The following is a 17,873-nucleotide window of genomic DNA, read 5'->3' as shown; positions in this document are numbered from 1 at the left end:
AACCCGCGAATCTCAAGACAGGAAGACCAATGGCTGGAAAGAGCAGCGGCGATCGCCGCAAGCCGAGCCGCGGGAAGGGCGCGAAGAACGCCGCCCCGGCGAAGTCGATCAAGGTCGGCATCATCGACTACAAGGACGTTGCGACCCTTCGCAAGTTCATCTCGGAGCGTGGAAAGATCCGCGCCCGTCGCATCACCGGTGTCTCCGTGCAGGAGCAGCGCCTCATCGCCCGCGCCGTGAAGAACGCGCGCGAGATGGCACTCCTGCCCTACTCGGGCTCCGGCCGCTAAGGAGCACGACAATGGCAAAGGTTATTCTCACGCACGAGGTCAGCGGCCTCGGCACGGCCGGCGACGTCGTCGAGGTCAAGAACGGCTATGCGCGCAACTACCTGGTTCCCCAGGGCTTCGCGACGCCGTGGACCCGCGGTGGCGAGAAGCAGGTCGAGCAGATCAAGGCCGCTCGCGCGGCTCGCGCCCTGCACTCGCTCGAAGACGCGCAGGCCCTCAAGGCCAAGCTCGAGTCGGGCAAGGTCAAGCTGGCCGTCAAGGCCGGTCTCGGCGGCCGCCTGTTCGGTTCGGTCAAGACGGCGGATGTCGCGGACGCAGTCGAGGCCGCAGGCCTCGGCTCGATCGACAAGCGCAAGATCCAGATCCCCACGCCGATCAAGTCGATCGGCGACCACGAGGCGACGGTTCGTCTGCACGACGAGCTGACCGCGACGATCATCCTCCAGGTGGTCGTGGCGAAGTAATCGCCCGAGATCGCGAGCGGCGGTCGGGAGCTTCGGCTCCCGACCGCCGCTTCGTCGTGTTCGAGGGGCGTCGGATGCCACGTGGCGGGTCTGTCGACGTCCCCCGGACGGGTGTCTCGCGTGCTCGAAAACCCGACGCGCGTCTACACCCGAGCGCGGTCTCCGCGCAAGTCCGCATCCGGGTTTCCTGTGACTGTTGTACACAGGTGGAGAACAGGGTGGGGAATGTCGTCGAAGAAGTTTTCCTCCACAGGTGTGCATAGTATTTATCCCTGATCAACTCTGAATTCAACCCATGTAATTCGAACCAATTCCACAGTTCTCCACAGGCGGAATGCACATGTTGAACGGCGTTTCGCCCAGATTCTCCCCAGAGTTATCCACAGGGCGGCTTGTGCTGTGGTCGAGCCGCTCATATCGTGAAGCAGCGTCCCACGAACAGTGGGTCTCCTCGCGTCGATGAGCCGGTGTCGGTGGCTCCGATGACACTGGAGTGCGGGCGCGGGTCGCTCGCCCGCACGAGCTCGAAATCGGAGGTCATTCAGTTGTCGATCGCGCACATCGGGCTCGCCGAACCGGCCGACGACGGCGAACCCCGACGGGGCGAACGCGTTCCTCCGCACGATCTCCTCGCCGAGCAGAGTGCACTCGGCGGCATGATGCTCTCGAAAGACGCCGTGGCCGATGTCATCGAGACCATTCGCGGCATCGACTTCTACGTACCCAAGCACGAGGTCGTCTTCAATGCGGTGCTCACGCTCTACTCGCACGGCGAGCCGACCGATGTCATCGCCGTCACCGACGAGCTGACGAAGACCGGCGACCTGCAGCGCGCCGGCGGCGTCGAGTACCTGCACACGCTCACGAGCCTCGTGCCGACCGCCGCGAATGCCGGTTTCTACGCCTCGATCGTCGCCGAGCGCGCCCTGCTCCGCCGGCTCGTCGAGGCCGGCACGCGCATCGTGCAGATGGGCTACGCCGGCGAGGGCGAGGTCGTCGACCTCGTGAACAACGCCCAGGCCGAGATCTACTCGGTCACCGGCTCGGTCGAGACCGAAGACTACGTGCCGCTCTCCGAAGCGGTCACGGTCGCGATCGACGAGATCGAGGCGGCCAAGCACACCGACGGCAAGTTCACGGGCGTGCCGACCGGCTTCGCCGACCTCGACGACCTGACGAACGGGTTCCACCCCGGGCAGATGATCATCGTCGCCGCCCGACCCGCGATGGGCAAGTCGACGCTCGCGCTCGACTTCGCGCGCGCGGCGTCGATCACGAACGGCCTGCCCTCGGTGTTCTTCTCGCTCGAGATGGGCAAGAGCGAGATCGCGATGCGCCTGCTCTCGGCAGAGTCGAACGTACCGCTGCAGAACATGCGCAAGGGCACGGTCGACTCCCGCGACTGGACGACGATCGCCTCGACCCGCGGTCGCATCAACGACTCGCCGCTCTACATCGACGACTCCCCCAACATGACCCTCGTCGAGATCCGCGCGAAGTGCCGCAGGCTCAAGCAGAAGGTCGGTCTGAAGATGGTCGTCATCGACTACCTCCAGCTCATGACAAGCGGCAAGCGCGTCGAAAGCCGCCAACAAGAGGTCTCGGAGTTCTCGCGTGCGCTGAAGCTGCTCGCGAAAGAGCTCCAGGTGCCGGTCATCGCTCTCTCGCAGCTGAACCGTGGCCCCGAGCAGCGCGCCGACAAGATGCCCGCGATCAGCGACCTCCGGGAGTCGGGCTCGATCGAGCAGGACGCCGACATGGTGATCCTGCTGCACCGAGAGGCCGCCTACGAGCGTGACAGTCCCCGCGCAGGCGAGGCCGACCTCATCGTCGCGAAGCACCGTAACGGCCCGACCCGCACCATCACGGTCGCGTTCCAGGGCCACTTCTCCAAGTTCGCCGACATGGCGCCGATGTAGGTCGCTCTTGACGAGTGACTGACTAGATTGTCTTGTAGGTTCCACGTGAAGATGGCGGATTCCACGGGCACATTACGGATATGTGGCGATTCCGCCACGTTTCGGCGACGCGCGAGATTCTTGGCACGGTGAGCCAAGAATCTCTGCCGGGCCTGAGTGGGGGATGCTACGAGGCCGAGCGCTCTTCGGTTGCGGCGCGCTCTTCCGCGTAGCGGCTGGCAGCTTCCCACACGTGATTGTCGACAACCCGATACAGAAGGGTGCGCTCTCCATGGACCTGCTCGACGAACTCGATGAAGTGAGCGCGTCGCAGCTTCTGGATCAGGGGGTGCACGATGCCGGGCGAGAGCTGAGTCGCGTCACTGATCTGCTTCGACGAGAAGGTGCGACCGCCTAGCGAAGCGATCTCGACCATGACGCCGAACATGTGACTGTTCCCGAAGACCAGGCGTGATACCTCGGGCGCGGCGGGGCCCGCGGGTGCCAAAGGTTCCACGATCGTCACTCCTTGAGTGTCGCACGCCACCACTTGCAGGGAACCGGTCGATGGCGCCGGATTCGGTAACCCTCGTGGCGAATGGCTCGGTGGGTCTGTTTTCTGCTCATACATCAGGATATAGTGAGAATCGTCAAATAGATTCGGTATTCGCGTATCAAGTTTCAGCCAATGAATCAATAGCGTTACCGTTACTCGTGATTGCCGGATCTATGTCGGGTCGGCACCTTTCATGTGCGCCTGAGCCGCCCGATCATTGCCCAATGCAGAGCAACTCGCGATGGAGCAGCGGTGAGGGTGGCAGCAGCCGAGAGGCGTCCGCATGTCTGCTGCGGCGTAGAGGTTCACTGCGATGAGCGGTCGGCCAGCGACGATTCAGATCCGCAAGTCTGCCGATCATGTCGAGTCTGTTCCGATCGCGGACGCTCGACTGCGCCTGTTCGAATCAGCGGTCCCATGGCGGGAGTTCCGGTGGTACAAGGGGCAGCGCCATTTCTCAGGCAGCTACTGGTCCGCCACGATGGACGCTCCAGTCGGCTACGAGTCGAGGCTGGAGTACGCCAACCTGCTCCTGCTCGACTTCGATCCGCGAGTGCGACGGCTGCTGTCGCAGCCCTTTCTGCTCGAAGGCGATGATCGCGGCACCACTCGCCGGCACATCCCTGACTTCCTGATTGCTCACGCCGACGACTCCGTCTGCGTGGCCGATGTGAAACCGGCGGAGAAGCTGTCGCTGCCGAAGGTGCGTGACTCGCTGGGGTGGTCGCGGCGGGTGATCGAGGCGCACGGCTGGGAGTACCGGGTGCTGTCCGAGCCTGATCCGACCCTGTTCACGAACGTTCAGTTCCTCGCCGGCTACCGGCGCGCGTTCCAGTTCGTCGACACAGAAGTCGCTGCGGCGATCGAAGCGCTACGAACACCGCAGACGTTCGGCGAGGCGGCCGCGTTCGTTCAGTCGATCGTCGGCGACCACCGGCGGGCCCTGGCGCTCGTTCTTCACCTCATTTGGACTCGGTTCCTCAGTACGGATCTCACCCTCCCACTGGGCCGAACGAGTGTGCTCAAGCCGGGATGAGCGAGCCCAGTATGACCACCCCATCAGGACGAACAGGGAGATTGAGATGAGCAATACGTGGATCCTGCAAGCAGGCGCCGATCTGGTCTACGACGGGGAGCCCGCCACAGTCACCGAGGTCGCCGACGGCGCGGTGATCATCCGCACCCGGGCAGGTCGATTTCGACGCCTCCGGCTCGTCGAGCTCCTGCGGCCTCGCGCTGAAGGAGGCCTCGCACACATCCCCGGCCGCACTCGAGACGAAGAAGAGGCTGTACCGCTCGGCGTGATCTGGTCCGACGCGACCAAAGCGGCCCAGGCGCGGGCGCAGGAGCGCGCGGATCACGTCCGCGAAGTCCTCACCGGGTACACAGCTGGGGACGCGGACGTCGCACGAGAGGGCGAGCCACGGGAGTTGTTCCAGCCGGGCAACAGTCTGGAGCAACGGATCGCTGCGAAGGCCGCGGAGCTGGGCAAGGGGCACCGCACGATCGAGCGATGGATCGCGAGATACCGAGAAGCCGGCGAAGCCGGGCTGGTGGACAATCGCAGCGCGCAGCCGGGCCAGGCGCTCAGGAACTTCGACGACCGATGGGTGGACGTCGCTCGCGAGGTCATCGATGAGCAAACTCCAGAGTCGAAGGTTGCGAAGACCGTAATCATCGCCCGTATCAATGCCCGCGTCGAGCGACTCTTTGGCGCCGACGTGGTCGCGTCGCCATCCCGCAGCGCGGCCTACAAGATCCTCGAGGAGCTGGCTCGTGGCCGAGCGACCTTCTCGGGCAGCACGAAGCGAAAGCGCTCAAACGCGAATCGGCCCACTGGCCCGTACGGGCGCCTGCATGCCACGAGACCAGGGCAGTACGTCTATATGGACACGACTCCGCTGAACGTCTTCGCCATCGCGCCCGTGACCGGGAAGTGGGTGTGCGCTGACCTCACCGTCGCGATGGACGTGTACTCCCGCTGCATCCTCGGCTTGCGACTCACGCCCGGGTCGACGAAGTCCATCGACGTCGCCGGGGTGCTGATGGAGGCATGCCAACCATTCGAAGCCCCGCCCGACTGGGACACACGCGCACGCTGGCCGTACCACGGCGTGCCAGACACGGTAGTGGCCGATCCCGCCCGGATCGGCATGTCCCGATTCACCCGAGCAGGCATCCTGCCGGAGACAATCGTCGTCGATCACGGTGCGCCGTACCTGTCGGAGCACGTCACCAGCGCATGTGCGCGAATCGGCATCTCGATCCAGCCCGCTCGTGTCTACCAGCCGACTGACAAGGGTCCGCAGGAGCGATTCTTCAGGACGCTCGACACTTTCCTGCAGGAGCTGCCCGGCTACAAGGGCGCCGACATCTCCGGACGTGGCGACGATCCCGAAGGCGACGCGGTGTACACGGTGAGCCAGCTCGAGCAGATCATCCGCGAATGGGTGGCGACCGTCTATCGCCGTGCCGTCCCGATGACCCGATCGCCGCCCTCGGAGTGCTGCTTCGGCGAGAGCCAGGCCGAGGCCGGAGCTCGCCCCGGTGATGATCCACGTCTTGTCGCCGGTGGTCGGCATGACCTCGACCGTTGACATTCGAGCGCGCTCGAAGGAAAGCCGCGGGCATCTTGCGGAGGATGCGCGGCTACGAGGCATGCTCCTCTTCGAGGAGCATGCCGACCGAGGTCGCGCACGCGTCCCCGCGCCACGCTTCGATGCCTTCGCGAACAGCGAAGCCGGCGATGACGAGGCCGGCGATCGCGTCGGCCCACCACCATCCGAACATGGTGTTCAGGACGAGGCCGACCAGCACGGCCGCGGAGAGGTAGGCGCAGATGAGGGTCTGTTTCGAGTCGGCGACGGCCGTCGCCGAACCGAGTTCGCGGCCGGTGCGGCGCTCCGCGAGTGACAGGAACGGCATCACGAGAACACTGAGCGCGGTGATGACGATGCCGAGGGTGCTGTGCTCGACCTCTGCGCGGAGCGTCAGTGCGAGTATCGACGTCGCGATCACGTAGGCGGCGAGGGCGAAGAAGGCGACGGCGATGACGCGCAGGGTGCCCTTCTCCCATCGCTCGGGGTCGCGCCGCGTGAACTGCCAGACGACGGCGGCCGCCGAGAGGACTTCGATCGTCGAGTCCAGCCCGAACGCGATCAGCGCCGTCGAGGACGCGATGCTGCCTGCGGTGATCGCCACGACGGCTTCGATCAGGTTGTACGCGATCGTGGCCGAGACGATCCACCGGACTCGACGTCGGAGCGTGCGCTTCCGATCGGCGGAAGGCGCGGAATCCGCGGAAGGCGCGGAAGGCGCGGAAGGCGCGGAAGGCTCGGAAGGTGACGAAGCCCCTGCCGTCGTCATGCGCAGCTGCAACTCTCTCCGGCGCAGCACTCCGGTTCGACGAAGAGGACGAGCTGCAGCAGCTCGGTGAGCGCCGGTGCGAGGTGGGGGTCGGCGAGGCGGTACCAGGTGCGCCGCCCGTCGGGCACCGTCTCGACGAGCCCGCATCCACGCAGGCAGGCCAGCTGGTTCGACATGACCTGTCGCGAGACCCCGAGCGCATCGGCCAGATCGGACGGGTACGCCGGCGCCTCGCGGAGCGCGAGCAGGACGCCCGCTCGGGTCGCGTCGGAGAGGGCGTAGCCGAGTCGGGCCAGGGCGGCGGTGTGCGTCACGGATGCGGTGGCGTTCGACATGGAAGTGAATGTACAGGAATCTCTGAATTAAGGAAACGCTGTATGGTTCCCGATCGCGGGAGCATTCGCAGCTCGAGACGCTTCGCGAAAGAATTTGCTATTCGGTGTTGCTAAGTACCGGTACTCAGTGTTACTGTCTAGTGGTAGTCAGCGACACTGATTACCAGCAACACTGAGTAGTGAAAGGAGCGTTCCATGGGCAAGCAGATGACCGAGATGCTCAAGGGCACGCTCGAGGGCATCGTCCTCGCGATCCTCGCCGAGCAGCCGGCCTACGGCTACGACATCACGGCGCGGCTGCGAGAGCGCGGTTTCAACGACATCGCCGAGGGCACGATCTACGCCCTCCTGGTTCGGGTCGAGCAGCGCGGTCTCGTCGACGTCGAGAAGGTGCCTTCCGAGAAGGGCCCGCCGCGCAAGGTCTTCACGCTCAACGAGCAGGGCCGAGGCGAACTCGCAGAGTTCTGGAGGACATGGAGCTTCCTCGCAGAACGTATCGAGCAGCTCCACCAGACCGACGAATTGGAGAACTGATCATGGCTGCAAAGTGGATCGAAGCACTGACCGGCTCGCTCGAGCAGAAGAAGCAGTACAAGCAGTACAAGGCCCGCATCGACGCCCTCCCCGAGCCGTACCGCGGCAGCGCCAAGGCGCTCGACCGCTACTTCATGTACGCCGGCGGCATCACCGACGGCGACACCATGGTGAAGATGCTCGAGGACTTCGCCGACCTGTGGGAGCGCGCGGCGATCGACGGCACGCCCGTCAGCGAGATCGTCGGCGACGACCCCGTCGCCTTCGCCGAGGAGTTCACGCAGGCGTACGGCGGCAAGCAGTGGATCGACAAGGAGCGCGCTCGCCTGAACTCGGCGATCGACGAGGCGAAGAAGGAGCAGTCATGACCACCGTCACCGAACCCGCCATCAGGGTCCAGGGCATCGAGAAGTCGTTCAAAGACCTCCAGGTGCTGAAGGGTGTCGACTTCGACGTCGCGCGGGGCAGCATCTTCGCCCTGCTCGGCTCGAACGGCGCCGGCAAGACCACGCTCGTGCGCATCCTGTCGACCCTGCTGAAGGCGGATGTCGGCACCGCGACGGTGCATGGATTCGACGTCAGCGGCAAGTCCGGCGACGTGCGCGAATCGATCAGCCTCACCGGCCAGTTCGCCGCGGTCGACGAGGTGCTCACCGGTCGCGAGAACCTCGTGCTGATCGCGAAGCTGCGGCACCAGAAGAACCCGGGCGCCATCGCCGACGAACTGCTCGCACGTTTCTCGCTCACCGAGGCGGGCGGCCGCAAGGCCGGCACCTACTCGGGCGGCATGCGACGCCGGCTCGACATCGCGATGAGCCTGATCGGCGACCCGCCGATCATCTTCCTCGACGAGCCGACGACCGGGCTCGACCCGCAGGCGCGCATCGAGGTGTGGCAGACCGTCAAGCAACTCGCCGAGCGCGGCAAGACGGTGCTGCTCACGACGCAATACCTCGATGAGGCCGAGCAGCTCGCCGACCGCATCGCGATCCTGCACGAGGGCACCATCATCCAGAACGGCACCCTCGCCGAACTCAAGCAGCTGCTGCCGGCCGCCAAGGTCGAGTACGTCGAGAAGCAGCCGACTCTCGAAGAGGTCTTCCTCACGCTGGTCGGCGCGAGCGCCGGCGCGCGCAGCGACGTGGCGGCTTCAGCCAACGACACCCGAAAGGATTCATGATGACCACCCACGTCCTGAGCGACACCCGGGTACTCACGGGCCGCTCGCTGACCCACATCCTCCGCAGCCCCGACACGATCATCACCACCGCAGTCACCCCGATCGCGCTGATGCTGCTGTTCACCTACGTGCTCGGGGGGGCGATCAACACGGGGTCCGACGAGTCGTACATCGACTACATGCTCCCCGGCATCCTGCTCATCACGATCGCGTCGGGCATCGCGTACACCGCGTACCGGCTGTTCCTCGACATGCAGGGGGGAATCTTCGAGCGCTTCCAGTCGATGCCGATCGCCAGGTCGAGCGTGCTGTGGGCGCACGTGCTCACGTCGCTCGTCTCGAACCTGATCTCGGTCGCGATCGTCATCGGCGTCGCCCTGCTCATGGGGTTCCGCACCGGGGCATCCGTGGCGGTCTGGCTGGCGGTCGCCGGCATCCTCGTGCTCTTCACCCTCGCCCTCACCTGGCTCGCGGTGATCGCCGGCCTCTCGGCGAAGACCGTCGACGGCGCGAGCGCGTTCAGCTACCCGCTGATCTTCCTGCCGTTCATCAGCTCGGCCTTCGTGCCGACCGACTCGATGCCCGGCCCGGTCGCCTGGTTCGCCGAGAACCAGCCGGTGACCTCGATCGTGAACAGCATCAGGGCCCTCTTCGCGGGTCAGCCGGTCGGCAGCGACATCTGGGTCGCGCTGGCCTGGCTCGTCGGCATCCTCGTCGTCGCCTACGTCTGGGCGATCGCGATCTACCGGCGAAAGTTGAGCTGAAGCCCCTCGAGCGCGACGCCTCGAACGCCGCCCGGCCCCTCACGGGGTGCGGGCGGCGTCGTCGTCTCACCGACGCATCAGGGTCGGTCGAGCTCGCGCAGCGGCGAGGTCCGCTCGCCCCCGGCGTCGCCGGTGTTGACGGTGCCGCGCCGCTCGATGAGCACGGCATGCACCTCGGCATCGGCCCGCGGGCAGTGCTCGACGCCCTTGGGCACCACGAACACATCGTCGGGGCCGAGCACCACGTCGCGATCGCGGAGCTGGATCGTGAGCTCGCCGCTCAGCACCAGGAACAGCTCGTCGGCGTCGGGATGCGTGTGCCAGACGAATTCGCCATGGAGCTTCACCACCTTCACGTCGGTGTCGTCGACGCTCACCAGCCGGTGCGGCTGCCACGGCTCGCCGATCGACGCGAGGGCGGTCTTGAGGTTGCGCACGTCTTCGCTCACGCGGTCGAGCCTACGCGGGCTGGCCGGATGCCGCGGGGGAATCCCTGCGGCAGGATGGGCTCATGGCAGAGCAGTTCACCGCGATCGTCGAGCCGCACGAGAAGATGCGCGGCCTCGAGGTGCCACCCTCCGTGGTCGAGGCGCTCGGTGGCGGCAGACGTCCGCGGGTCGTCGTCACGATCGCCGGCCACTCGTGGCGCACGCGCATCGCGATCATGCGGGGTCGCGACCTCATCGGCTTCAGCAACGCCAACCGCGCCGCCACCGGCGCGGAGGTCGGCGACGAAGTCGTGATCGACCTCCAGCTCGACCCCGAGCCGATCACCGTCGGCGAACCGTCCGAGCTCAGCGCGGCGCTCGACAACGACCCGGCCGCGCGCGCCGCGTTCGAAGCCCTGACCCTGAGCCGGCGACGGCAGCACGCCCGCGTGATCGCTCAGGCGAAGGGCGCCGACACCCGCCTGCGCCGCGTCGAGAAGCTGCTCGCCGAGCTGCGCGGCGCCTGAGCTCGCGATCCGCCCGGTGGTAGGAATGGCAGGGTGCCGATCCTCCCGAAAGAACGCGATCCACGGCTCATCACGATCCGTCGCGGCGGAACGCTGGCCGACGACGATCACCGACGGCTCGCCGAGTGGGCCATCGCCTGTTCCGACCATGTGCTGCACCTGTTCGAGGAGGCGGAGCCCGACGACCCGCGGCCGCGGGAGGCGCTCGAGGTCGCGCGGGGATGGGTGCGGGGCGAGGTGCGGATGCGCGAGGCGCACCGCGCCGCCTGGTTCGCCAACGCCGCGGCCCGGGGCAAGCCCGACCCGGTGAAGTACGCGGCGAGGTCGGTCGGCCAGGCCGTCGTGGTCGCCCATGTCGCCGAGCACGAATTGGGGGCCGCCGCGTACGCGATCAGGGCGGCGGCCGCCGCGGCGGCATTGCAGGGCGGCGCGGATGCCTCGGAGCGGGCCCGTCTCGCGGAGCGCGACTGGCAGCGCGCCCGGCTGCCGCCCGAGATCCGCGAGCTCGTGCTCGAGGATCAGGAGCGCCGGAGCCCGATCTGCTGGTACGTCTTCGATGACTGACCGGCTCGGCCGGGCGTACTTCGGCGTGCAGGCGCTCGCCGGCCTGGTCTGGTGGCTCGCGGTGTTCACGGTGCCGTTCGTGCGCGAGGCGACGCTCGGCGGGCTCGACGCGGTGGCCGTCGCCGTGCTCGACGTCCCGCTCTTCGTCGGCGCCTCGGCGGTCGCCGCACTCAGGGTTCGAGCGGCGGCGTTCGTCGCGACGGGGTGGACGCTCGTGGTCACCGGCGCCCTGGCGGTGGTCGCGACCGTGACCGGCGAGGCCGGGTGGGGCGTGCTGCTCATGGCGGCGGCGTCCGTGGCATCCGCGGTGGCGCTCAGCCTGATGGTGCTGGGGCGCGTGCCGACCGAGTGGATGCTCGTCGGCCCGTTCCGATTCCGCCGTGCGGACGCGACGGCGAAGCCCCGCGCGCACCTCGCGGCGACCGCCGCGCAGATCTTCGTCTTCTGGGGAGTCTTCCTCGGCGTGGTGCCGCTGGGGATCACCTGGCTCGAACAGCGCTGGCAGCTGACCGTGGTCGCGCCCGTCTGGCTCGCGCCGTCCGGCGCGGTGGTGTTCGTGCTCGCGAGCGCGCTCGGCATCTGGTCGGCGGTCGCGATGGCGACCCGCGGTGCCGGAACCCCGCTGCCCGCCGCGACCGCGAACCGGCTGGTGCTCGCCGGGCCGTACCGGTTCGTGCGCAACCCGATGGCGGTGGCGGGCATCGCGCAGGGCGTCGGGGTCGGGCTCATGCTCGGCTCGTGGCTGGTCGTCGTCTACGCGATCGCGGGCGGTCTGTTCTGGAACTTCGTCGTGCGCCCGCTCGAGGAGGCCGAGCTGGAGGCGCGATTCGGCGAGGAGTTCCGTCGGTACCGCGCGGCGGTGCGGTGCTGGGTGCCACGACGCACGGGCCCGACGATCGACGTGTCGCCCAGCTGACGTCATCGCGACCCGACGGCTCGTGCCCGGGCCTGTGCAGAACTCAGGATGGTCCGGGCGACGCGCCGCACGGACCGGGCGACCGTGCGGCGTGGCGGGCGCGGCGTCCTGAGTTCTGCACACGACGGTGCGGGAGTGCCGGGAGTGCCGGGAGTGGGGGCTGGGCGGCCCCGATCTTGCGTCACAGGCGGTCCGCGCCTACCATGTACACGCGCGATAAACGAATAGCACGTTCGATTATCGAACAGCACGAGGCATCCACCGCTCGAAATCACGGATGCCCCGACACGACGATGTGAGGAGCCCACCGTGCAGTTCCACCACCACGGCTACGTGTCCGGCGACCCGCGGGTGCAGCCCGCAGCAGGCGTCGGCGTCGACCGCCCCGCGGAGCTGCCCGACGAGATGGACGTGCTCATCGTCGGCTCGGGCCCCGCCGGAATGCTGCTCGCGGCGCAGCTCTCGCAGTACCCCGACGTCGTCACCCGCATCATCGAGCGCCGCGACGGCCGCCTGGTGCTGGGTCAGGCCGACGGTATCCAGCCGCGCAGCGTCGAGACGTTCCAGGCGTTCGGCTTCGCCGAGCGCATCATCGCCGAGGCCTACAACATCGGCTACATGAACTTCTGGGGCCCCGACCCCGCCGACCGGTCGCGCATCGTGCGGACCTCGCGCACCGAGGACTACGGCTACAAGATCAGCGAGTTCCCGCACCTCATCGTGAACCAGGCGCGCGTGCTCGACTACTTCGCCGAGGCGGCCGCCCACGGGCCCGGCCGCATCGCACCCGACTACGGCATCGAGTTCGTCGGACTCACCGTTCATGAGGCGGGCAGCGAAGGCGCGACATCGGGCTACCCCGTCGAGGTGCGCGTGCGGTACACGGCCGGCGAGCGCGCCGGCGAGGAGCGCACGGTGCGCGCCAAGTACGTCGCGGGCTGCGACGGCGCCCGCAGCGGCGTGCGCGACGCGATCGGCCGCAAGCACCTCGGCGGGTTCTCGGCGCACGCGTGGGGCGTGATGGACGTCGTCGTGAACACCGACTTCCCCGACTGGCGCACGAAGTGCGCGATCAACTCGGAGGCGGGCAACATCCTGCACATCCCGCGCGAGGGCGGCTACCTCTCCCGCATGTACATCGACCTGGGGGCCGTGGCCGAAGATGACGACCACGAGGTGCGCAAGACGCCGATCGAGGCGATCATCGCCAAGGCGAACGACATCCTGCACCCCTACACGCTCGACGTGCGCGACGTCGCCTGGTTCAGCGTCTACGAGGTCGGGCATCGGGTCACCGACCACTTCGACGACCGTTCGAGCGACGAGGCGGATGCCGCGCCGCGGGTGTTCCTCACCGGCGACGCCTGCCACACGCACAGCGCGAAGGCCGGTCAGGGCATGAACGTCTCGATGCAGGACGGCTTCAATCTCGGCTGGAAGCTCGGATCGGTGGTCTCGGGGCTCGCGCCCGAGTCGCTGCTGTCGACCTACTCGGCCGAACGGCAGCCCGTCGCGCAGCAGCTCATCGACTTCGACCGCGAGTGGTCGTCGCTCATGGCCCGCAAGCCCGAGGAGATCAGCGATCCGCAGGAGCTCGCGACCTTCTATCTCGGCACCGCCGAGTTCCCGTCGGGGTTCATGACGCAGTACGGCCCCTCGATGATCACGGGCGATGCCTCGCACCAGTCGCTCGCCACCGGTTTCCCGATCGGCAAGCGGTTCAAATCGTCGCAGGTGTCGTTCGTGTGCGACGGCAACGTCGTGCACCTCGGTCACCACGCCAAGGCCGACGGCCGCTGGCGCGTGTACGCGTTCGCCGATGCTCCCGCGGCGGGCGAGGCATCCGCCCTGACCGACTGGGCCGAATGGTTGTCGACGTCGCCCGACTCGCCGCTCGCGCGGTTCACGCCCGAGGGCGCCGACGCCGACGCGGTCTTCGATGTCAAGGCGATCTACCAGCAGCCCCACGACCAGCTCGACCTGACGCTCGCGCCCGAGGTGTTCCGCCCGAAGACCGGGCCGCTCGGCCTCACGGACTGGGAGAAGGTGTTCGCGGCCGGGCCGAGCTACTGGTGCCGCACCGACATCTTCGAGGAGCGCGGCATCTCGCGCGACGGCGCGGTCGTGGTCGTGCGCCCCGACGGGTACGTCGCGCACGTACTGCCGCTCACCGCGCCCGCCGAGCTCGCCGAGTTCTTCGCGGGGCAGATGCTCGCGCGCCGCTGACCTCGCGCGCCGCTGACCTCGCGCGCCGCCTCCTCCCGCGGCATCCTGCCGGCCTGAGGTGACTTCGGTGCCGGGAGGGCAGATCGAACCGTCCTCGAGGCGCTGAAGCCGACTCAGGCGTGAGCATTGCGGGCGGGCGGCGCCGGTACGCGGGTCAGGCGCCCGACGCCCGGCGCAGGTTCGTCGTCGCAACGAGCAGGCGCTCGGCGAGCTCGGCCTCGGGCCGCGGGAACGACACGTGGATCACCGCGATCGCGGCCGGCGGCTGACCGGGCAGCGTCAGCGGTACCGCGACCGAGCGCAGCGACGGCACGACCTCGTCGTGGCTCACGGTGTACCCGCGCGCCCGGCTCTCGGCGATCTCGACGCGCAGCGCCTCGGCCACGTCTCCGGGCCAGCGCGACTCGGGCAGCCCCATGAGGATGGCCTTGCCCGGCCCCCCGCGGGTGATCGGATGCCGATGCCCGGGCCGGTACGACACGGCGGCGGTGCGCCGGGGCGACGCGCTCACGAGCGTGACGGCCTCGTCGCCGTCGAGCAGCACGGCGAGCAGGCAGGTCATGCCGAGTTCTTCGGCCACCTCGGCGAGCTCGGGCAGCGCGAGCTGCTGCAGGTCGCGCTGCACGCCGGCGGCGAGGGCAGCAAGGCCGGCGCCGAGCCCGACGCGACCGGCGGCGTCGCGTGAGGCGAGGCCGTGATACTCGAGCGTTCGCAGCAGGCGGTACGCGACCGAGCGGTGCACACCGAGCTCGGCGGCGACCTCGTCGATCGAGAGGGCGCGATCGGCGTCGGCGAGGATCTCGAGAATGCGGATGCCCCGGCTCAGCGTCTGCGAGCCCCCCTGCGCCGTCGTGTCTGCCGCCATGCGTCCGATACTAGAACGCCCTGCTCGATCATCGGACGATGGCGGTGCAGCACCGTCGGTGCGAGACTGTCGCGATGACCGAGCGCGAGCCCTCAGCAGAGAACGGCGAGGGCGTGAACGACGACGAGGCGATCACCCGCGAGCTCATGAAGGAGCCCGGCCTCGCCGATGAACTGATCCGTCAGAACACCCTCAGCTACGGCGGCCTGATCGGGCTGGGTGCGATCCTCATCCAGCCGTACATCGGCGGCGACGACCCGCCCGTGCTGGGACTGGTGACCGTCATCTGCTTCGCCGTGGCGATCCCGCTGCTCGCGGGGCTCATGCTGCTCGGCAGCCAGGAGGCGTATCGGCACCGGGTGAGCCGCGCGCGCAGCGTCGGCGTCGCCCGGGGGGTCGCGATGGCTGCGGCCTGCGTCGGCACGGTGGCGGCGTTCTGGCAGATCAGCTGGATCGCCGGCGTCGTCATCCTCGCGAGCGGCGCCGTCGCCATCGGCGTGCAGAGCGCGGGCTACGTGAAGCTCGAGCCCGAGATGATGCGCAAGGCCGAGGACCTCTCGCTGGGGCGCATGGCCGCGCGTCGCGCGACGCGGCGCCGTCGCCGGTCCGACGCCGAGCGGTGACGCCGGGCGCTCGGAGCCTCGGAGGAGTCCCTCCGTTCGGGCGATGCTCCCCGCATCTGCACATCCGTGCGGGTGCACGGCGAGGCATCCGCCGGTACCATCGAGAGTGGTGCGCTGCGCATCGTCGCAGCGCGACGAAGGGGGAAGCATGTACTACAGCACCGGCAACTACGAGGCGTTCGCGCGTCCGCGCAAGCCGGAGGGGGTCGACGGCAAGTCGGCGTGGTTCGTCGGCGCGGGGCTCGCGTCGATGTCGTCCGCGCTCTTCATGATCCGCGACGGGCAGTTGCCGGGCGACCGCATCTCGATCGTCGAGCGGTTGCCGCTGCCGGGCGGTGCCCTCGACGGCATCAAGCGCCCCGAGAAGGGCTTCGTCATCCGCGGCGGCCGCGAGATGGAGGACCACATGGAGTGCCTGTGGGACGCCTTCCGCACCGTGCCCTCGCTCGAGATCGAGGGCGCGAGCGTGCTCGACGAGTTCTACTGGCTCAACAAGGACGACCCGAACTTCTCGCTCTGCCGCGTGACCGAAGCCCAGGGGCAGGACGCGCACACGAACAATCTCTTCGGCCTCGACGACGCCGCGCAGAAGGACATCGTGCGGGTGTTCCTCGCGACGCGCGAGGAGATGGAGGACAAGCGCATCGACGAGGTGTTCTCGAAGGACTTCCTGGGCAGCAACTTCTGGCTCTACTGGCGCACGATGTTCGCCTTCGAGGAGTGGCACTCGGCGCTCGAGATGAAGCTCTACATCCACCGCTTCGTGCACCACATCGGGGGCCTGCCCGACCTGTCGGCGCTCAAGTTCACGAAGTACAACCAGTACGAGTCGCTCGTGCTTCCGTTGTACCGGTGGCTGCTCGACCAGGGCGTGACCTTCCACTTCGACACGCAGGTCACCGACATCGACTTCGCGTTCGACGGCGACGGCGACGGTCAGGGCGCGGATGTCTCGAAGCGGGCCACGCGCATCCACTGGGTGCAGGACGGGGTCCGCGGCGGCGTCGATCTCGGGCCCGACGACCTCGTGCTCGCGACCATCGGCGGCCTCACCGAGAATTCCGACGAGGGCGACCAGCACACCCCGGCGAAGCTCGACGAGTCGCCCGCCGCGGGGTGGGCGCTCTGGCAGAACATCGCGGCGAAGCATCCCTCGTTCGGCCGGCCCGAGGTCTTCTGCGGCGACATCCAGAAGACCAAATGGGAGTCGGCCACGGTCACGACGCTCGACGCCCGCATTCCCGCCTACATCGAGAAGATCGCGCAGCGCGACCCGTTCAGCGGCAAGGTCGTCACGGGCGGCATCGTCACCGCGCGCGACTCGTCGTGGCTCATGAGCTGGACGGTCAACCGCCAGCCGCACTTCAAGATGCAACCCGCCGACCAGATCGTGGTGTGGGTCTACGGACTCTTCGTCGACGTGCCGGGCGACTACACGGGCAAGACCCTGCAGGAGTCGACGGGCGAGGAGATCACCCGCGAGTGGCTCTACCACCTCGGCGTGCCGGTCGACGAGATCGACGAGCTGGCGGCGAACGCCGCGACGGCGGTGCCGGTCATGATGCCGTACGTCACGAGCTTCTTCATGCCGCGCAAGGCCGGCGACCGTCCCGACGTGGTGCCCGCCGGTGCGCAGAACTTCGCGTTCATCGGGCAGTTCGCCGAGACGACCCGCGACTGCATCTTCACGACCGAGTACTCGGTGCGCACGGGCATGGAGGCGGCGTACCGGCTCCTCGGCATCGACCGCGGCGTGCCCGAGGTGTTCGGGTCGACGTACGACGTGCGGCACCTGCTGAAGGCGACGAGCCGACTTCGCGACGGCGAGGAGGTCGCGCTTCCCGGTCCGGCGTTCCTGCGCGAGCGGCTGTTCGCGCGGCTCGACGGCACGCAGGTGGGCGAGCTGCTGACCGACTTCAGGCTCATTCCCGAGCATGGCGGCACGGTGGTGCGCGAGCGGGCCGACGACGCGGTCGAGTGAGCCAGGGGGCATCCGGTCGTCAGCAGGCGATCGGATGCCCCGTCACGAACTCCGCCCGGTTCAGGCCGCTTCGGGCTCTGTCGGCGAGGCTCCTTCGGCGAGGCTCATTCGGCGAGGCTCCGCCGGGCCGCGGAATTCCGCCGCATGAAAGAATTACGGATTCTTCACGCCTTTCAGGTCGGAAAGACGGCTCGATTCGGCTCGGAGCGATCTACGCTGAGGCCAGCACCACCCGGTACCCAGCCCGACTCTTCCGCATAACGAAATGTAACTTTCACATTGAGGAAATAGCTCGGGCGGCCCTACAGTGGTGTCGACACGCAGCACCGTCGCCGCAAACCCGGACTCCCCCAAAC

20 protein-coding genes are annotated in these 17,873 nt (G+C 67.9%); 15 read left to right on the top strand and 5 right to left on the bottom strand.

Features of this window, described 5'->3' with window-relative positions; genetic code table 11:
- Positions 1-29 precede the first annotated feature (29 nt).
- The 3 genes from rpsR to dnaB all read left to right on the top strand — a co-directional run bounded on the left by rpsR (position 30) and on the right by dnaB (position 2,673).
- Positions 30-290 carry a 30S ribosomal protein S18 gene (gene rpsR / locus H516_RS0107445; RefSeq protein WP_022889097.1) on the top strand — a complete coding sequence of 87 codons (261 nt, stop codon included), beginning with the start codon at positions 30-32 and terminating at the stop codon, positions 288-290.
- An 11-nt stretch (positions 291-301) separates the two neighbouring features.
- A complete protein-coding gene (gene rplI, locus H516_RS0107440; RefSeq protein ID WP_022889096.1) occupies positions 302-754 on the top strand; it encodes a 50S ribosomal protein L9 in 453 nt (150 codons plus the stop codon).
- A gap of 545 nt (positions 755-1,299) precedes the next feature.
- Positions 1,300-2,673, top strand: a complete 1,374-nt coding sequence (gene dnaB, locus H516_RS0107435) for a replicative DNA helicase (protein WP_026378543.1) — start codon at positions 1,300-1,302, stop codon at positions 2,671-2,673.
- A 166-nt stretch (positions 2,674-2,839) separates the two neighbouring features.
- Here dnaB and H516_RS0107430 read toward each other — a convergent pair whose 3' ends face one another.
- The gene (locus H516_RS0107430) at positions 2,840-3,178 is read right to left on the bottom strand and encodes an Rrf2 family transcriptional regulator (RefSeq protein WP_157432177.1); all 339 of its coding nucleotides are present in this window, start codon (positions 3,176-3,178) and stop codon (positions 2,840-2,842) included.
- 343 nt (positions 3,179-3,521) lie between these two features.
- Here H516_RS0107430 and H516_RS0107425 point away from each other — a divergent pair, with 343 nt between their 5' ends.
- Together H516_RS0107425 and H516_RS18975 are read left to right on the top strand one after the other, a co-directional pair.
- Positions 3,522-4,244 (top strand): TnsA-like heteromeric transposase endonuclease subunit, encoded by a 723-nt coding sequence (locus H516_RS0107425; RefSeq protein ID WP_022889093.1) that lies wholly within the window; start codon positions 3,522-3,524, stop codon positions 4,242-4,244.
- Between the two features lie 46 nt (positions 4,245-4,290).
- Positions 4,291-5,805: a DDE-type integrase/transposase/recombinase gene (locus H516_RS18975; protein ID WP_022889092.1), complete on the top strand. Its 1,515-nt coding sequence runs from the start codon at positions 4,291-4,293 to the stop codon at positions 5,803-5,805.
- 52 nt (positions 5,806-5,857) lie between these two features.
- Here H516_RS18975 and H516_RS18970 read toward each other — a convergent pair whose 3' ends face one another.
- Together H516_RS18970 and H516_RS0107410 are read right to left on the bottom strand one after the other, a co-directional pair.
- Positions 5,858-6,574: a cation diffusion facilitator family transporter gene (locus H516_RS18970; RefSeq protein ID WP_084620435.1), complete on the bottom strand. Its 717-nt coding sequence runs from the start codon at positions 6,572-6,574 to the stop codon at positions 5,858-5,860.
- Positions 6,571-6,909, bottom strand: coding sequence for an ArsR/SmtB family transcription factor (locus tag H516_RS0107410; protein WP_022889090.1), 339 nt, complete (start codon positions 6,907-6,909; stop codon positions 6,571-6,573). Before H516_RS0107410 ends, H516_RS18970 begins: the two co-directional genes overlap by 4 nt.
- Positions 6,910-7,104: 195 nt before the next feature.
- Here H516_RS0107410 and H516_RS0107405 point away from each other — a divergent pair, with 195 nt between their 5' ends.
- From H516_RS0107405 to H516_RS0107390, 4 genes are read left to right on the top strand one after another with little or no spacing between them, the layout of a single operon-like run.
- Positions 7,105-7,443, top strand: a complete 339-nt coding sequence (locus H516_RS0107405) for a PadR family transcriptional regulator (RefSeq protein WP_022889089.1) — start codon at positions 7,105-7,107, stop codon at positions 7,441-7,443.
- Between the two features lie 2 nt (positions 7,444-7,445).
- Positions 7,446-7,811 carry a DUF1048 domain-containing protein gene (locus H516_RS0107400; RefSeq protein ID WP_022889088.1) on the top strand — a complete coding sequence of 122 codons (366 nt, stop codon included), beginning with the start codon at positions 7,446-7,448 and terminating at the stop codon, positions 7,809-7,811.
- Positions 7,808-8,623 (top strand): ABC transporter ATP-binding protein, encoded by an 816-nt coding sequence (locus tag H516_RS0107395; protein WP_022889087.1) that lies wholly within the window; start codon positions 7,808-7,810, stop codon positions 8,621-8,623. The genes H516_RS0107400 and H516_RS0107395 overlap by 4 nt, the downstream gene beginning before the upstream one ends.
- On the top strand, positions 8,623-9,387 hold the full coding sequence (locus tag H516_RS0107390) for an ABC transporter permease (RefSeq protein ID WP_022889086.1): 765 nt from the start codon (positions 8,623-8,625) through the stop codon (positions 9,385-9,387). The genes H516_RS0107395 and H516_RS0107390 overlap by 1 nt, the downstream gene beginning before the upstream one ends.
- Before the next feature lie 77 nt (positions 9,388-9,464).
- On the opposite strand, the gene H516_RS0107385 is transcribed toward H516_RS0107390, so the two are convergent.
- A complete protein-coding gene (locus H516_RS0107385) occupies positions 9,465-9,836 on the bottom strand; it encodes a cupin domain-containing protein (protein ID WP_022889085.1) in 372 nt (123 codons plus the stop codon).
- Positions 9,837-9,898: 62 nt separating this feature from the next.
- Here H516_RS0107385 and H516_RS0107380 point away from each other — a divergent pair, with 62 nt between their 5' ends.
- From H516_RS0107380 to H516_RS0107365, 4 genes are all read left to right on the top strand, one after another.
- Positions 9,899-10,342 carry a YdeI/OmpD-associated family protein gene (locus tag H516_RS0107380; RefSeq protein WP_022889084.1) on the top strand — a complete coding sequence of 148 codons (444 nt, stop codon included), beginning with the start codon at positions 9,899-9,901 and terminating at the stop codon, positions 10,340-10,342.
- A gap of 33 nt (positions 10,343-10,375) precedes the next feature.
- A complete protein-coding gene (locus tag H516_RS0107375; RefSeq protein ID WP_022889083.1) occupies positions 10,376-10,906 on the top strand; it encodes a putative immunity protein in 531 nt (176 codons plus the stop codon).
- Complete coding sequence (locus tag H516_RS0107370) at positions 10,899-11,822, top strand: methyltransferase family protein (protein ID WP_022889082.1); 924 nt, start codon at positions 10,899-10,901, stop codon at positions 11,820-11,822. Before H516_RS0107375 ends, H516_RS0107370 begins: the two co-directional genes overlap by 8 nt.
- A gap of 309 nt (positions 11,823-12,131) precedes the next feature.
- The gene (locus H516_RS0107365; protein ID WP_022889081.1) at positions 12,132-14,048 is read left to right on the top strand and encodes an FAD-binding monooxygenase; all 1,917 of its coding nucleotides are present in this window, start codon (positions 12,132-12,134) and stop codon (positions 14,046-14,048) included.
- A gap of 154 nt (positions 14,049-14,202) precedes the next feature.
- On the opposite strand, the gene H516_RS0107360 is transcribed toward H516_RS0107365, so the two are convergent.
- Positions 14,203-14,913: an IclR family transcriptional regulator gene (locus tag H516_RS0107360; protein WP_022889080.1), complete on the bottom strand. Its 711-nt coding sequence runs from the start codon at positions 14,911-14,913 to the stop codon at positions 14,203-14,205.
- Positions 14,914-14,987: 74 nt separating this feature from the next.
- Here H516_RS0107360 and H516_RS0107355 point away from each other — a divergent pair, with 74 nt between their 5' ends.
- Both H516_RS0107355 and H516_RS0107350 read left to right on the top strand, forming a co-directional pair.
- Entirely contained in the window at positions 14,988-15,536 is a 549-nt protein-coding gene (locus tag H516_RS0107355) for a hypothetical protein (RefSeq protein WP_157432176.1), read from the top strand.
- Between the two features lie 148 nt (positions 15,537-15,684).
- Positions 15,685-17,517 (top strand): oleate hydratase, encoded by a 1,833-nt coding sequence (locus H516_RS0107350; RefSeq protein ID WP_022889078.1) that lies wholly within the window; start codon positions 15,685-15,687, stop codon positions 17,515-17,517.
- The last annotated feature ends 356 nt before the right edge of the window (positions 17,518-17,873 follow it).

It is taken from the genome of Agromyces italicus DSM 16388 (assembly GCF_000421545.1).
GTDB lineage: Bacteria > Actinomycetota > Actinomycetes > Actinomycetales > Microbacteriaceae > Agromyces > Agromyces italicus.
The sequence above is the reverse complement of the archived record's forward strand: the minus strand, read 5'-3'. Positions and strand labels throughout refer to the sequence as shown.

Coding starts and splice junctions, on each gene's coding strand:
- rpsR (WP_022889097.1), top strand. CDS start 30: ATGGCTGGAAAGAGCAGCGGCGATCGCCGCAAGCCGAGCCGCGGGAAG.
- rplI (WP_022889096.1), top strand. CDS start 302: ATGGCAAAGGTTATTCTCACGCACGAGGTCAGCGGCCTCGGCACGGCC.
- H516_RS0107425 (WP_022889093.1), top strand. CDS start 3,522: ATGAGCGGTCGGCCAGCGACGATTCAGATCCGCAAGTCTGCCGATCAT.
- H516_RS18975 (WP_022889092.1), top strand. CDS start 4,291: ATGAGCAATACGTGGATCCTGCAAGCAGGCGCCGATCTGGTCTACGAC.
- H516_RS18970 (WP_084620435.1), bottom strand. CDS start 6,574: ATGACGACGGCAGGGGCTTCGTCACCTTCCGAGCCTTCCGCGCCTTCC.
- H516_RS0107410 (WP_022889090.1), bottom strand. CDS start 6,909: ATGTCGAACGCCACCGCATCCGTGACGCACACCGCCGCCCTGGCCCGA.
- H516_RS0107405 (WP_022889089.1), top strand. CDS start 7,105: ATGGGCAAGCAGATGACCGAGATGCTCAAGGGCACGCTCGAGGGCATC.
- H516_RS0107400 (WP_022889088.1), top strand. CDS start 7,446: ATGGCTGCAAAGTGGATCGAAGCACTGACCGGCTCGCTCGAGCAGAAG.
- H516_RS0107395 (WP_022889087.1), top strand. CDS start 7,808: ATGACCACCGTCACCGAACCCGCCATCAGGGTCCAGGGCATCGAGAAG.
- H516_RS0107390 (WP_022889086.1), top strand. CDS start 8,623: ATGACCACCCACGTCCTGAGCGACACCCGGGTACTCACGGGCCGCTCG.
- H516_RS0107380 (WP_022889084.1), top strand. CDS start 9,899: ATGGCAGAGCAGTTCACCGCGATCGTCGAGCCGCACGAGAAGATGCGC.
- H516_RS0107370 (WP_022889082.1), top strand. CDS start 10,899: ATGACTGACCGGCTCGGCCGGGCGTACTTCGGCGTGCAGGCGCTCGCC.
- H516_RS0107360 (WP_022889080.1), bottom strand. CDS start 14,913: ATGGCGGCAGACACGACGGCGCAGGGGGGCTCGCAGACGCTGAGCCGG.
- H516_RS0107355 (WP_157432176.1), top strand. CDS start 14,988: ATGACCGAGCGCGAGCCCTCAGCAGAGAACGGCGAGGGCGTGAACGAC.
- H516_RS0107350 (WP_022889078.1), top strand. CDS start 15,685: ATGTACTACAGCACCGGCAACTACGAGGCGTTCGCGCGTCCGCGCAAG.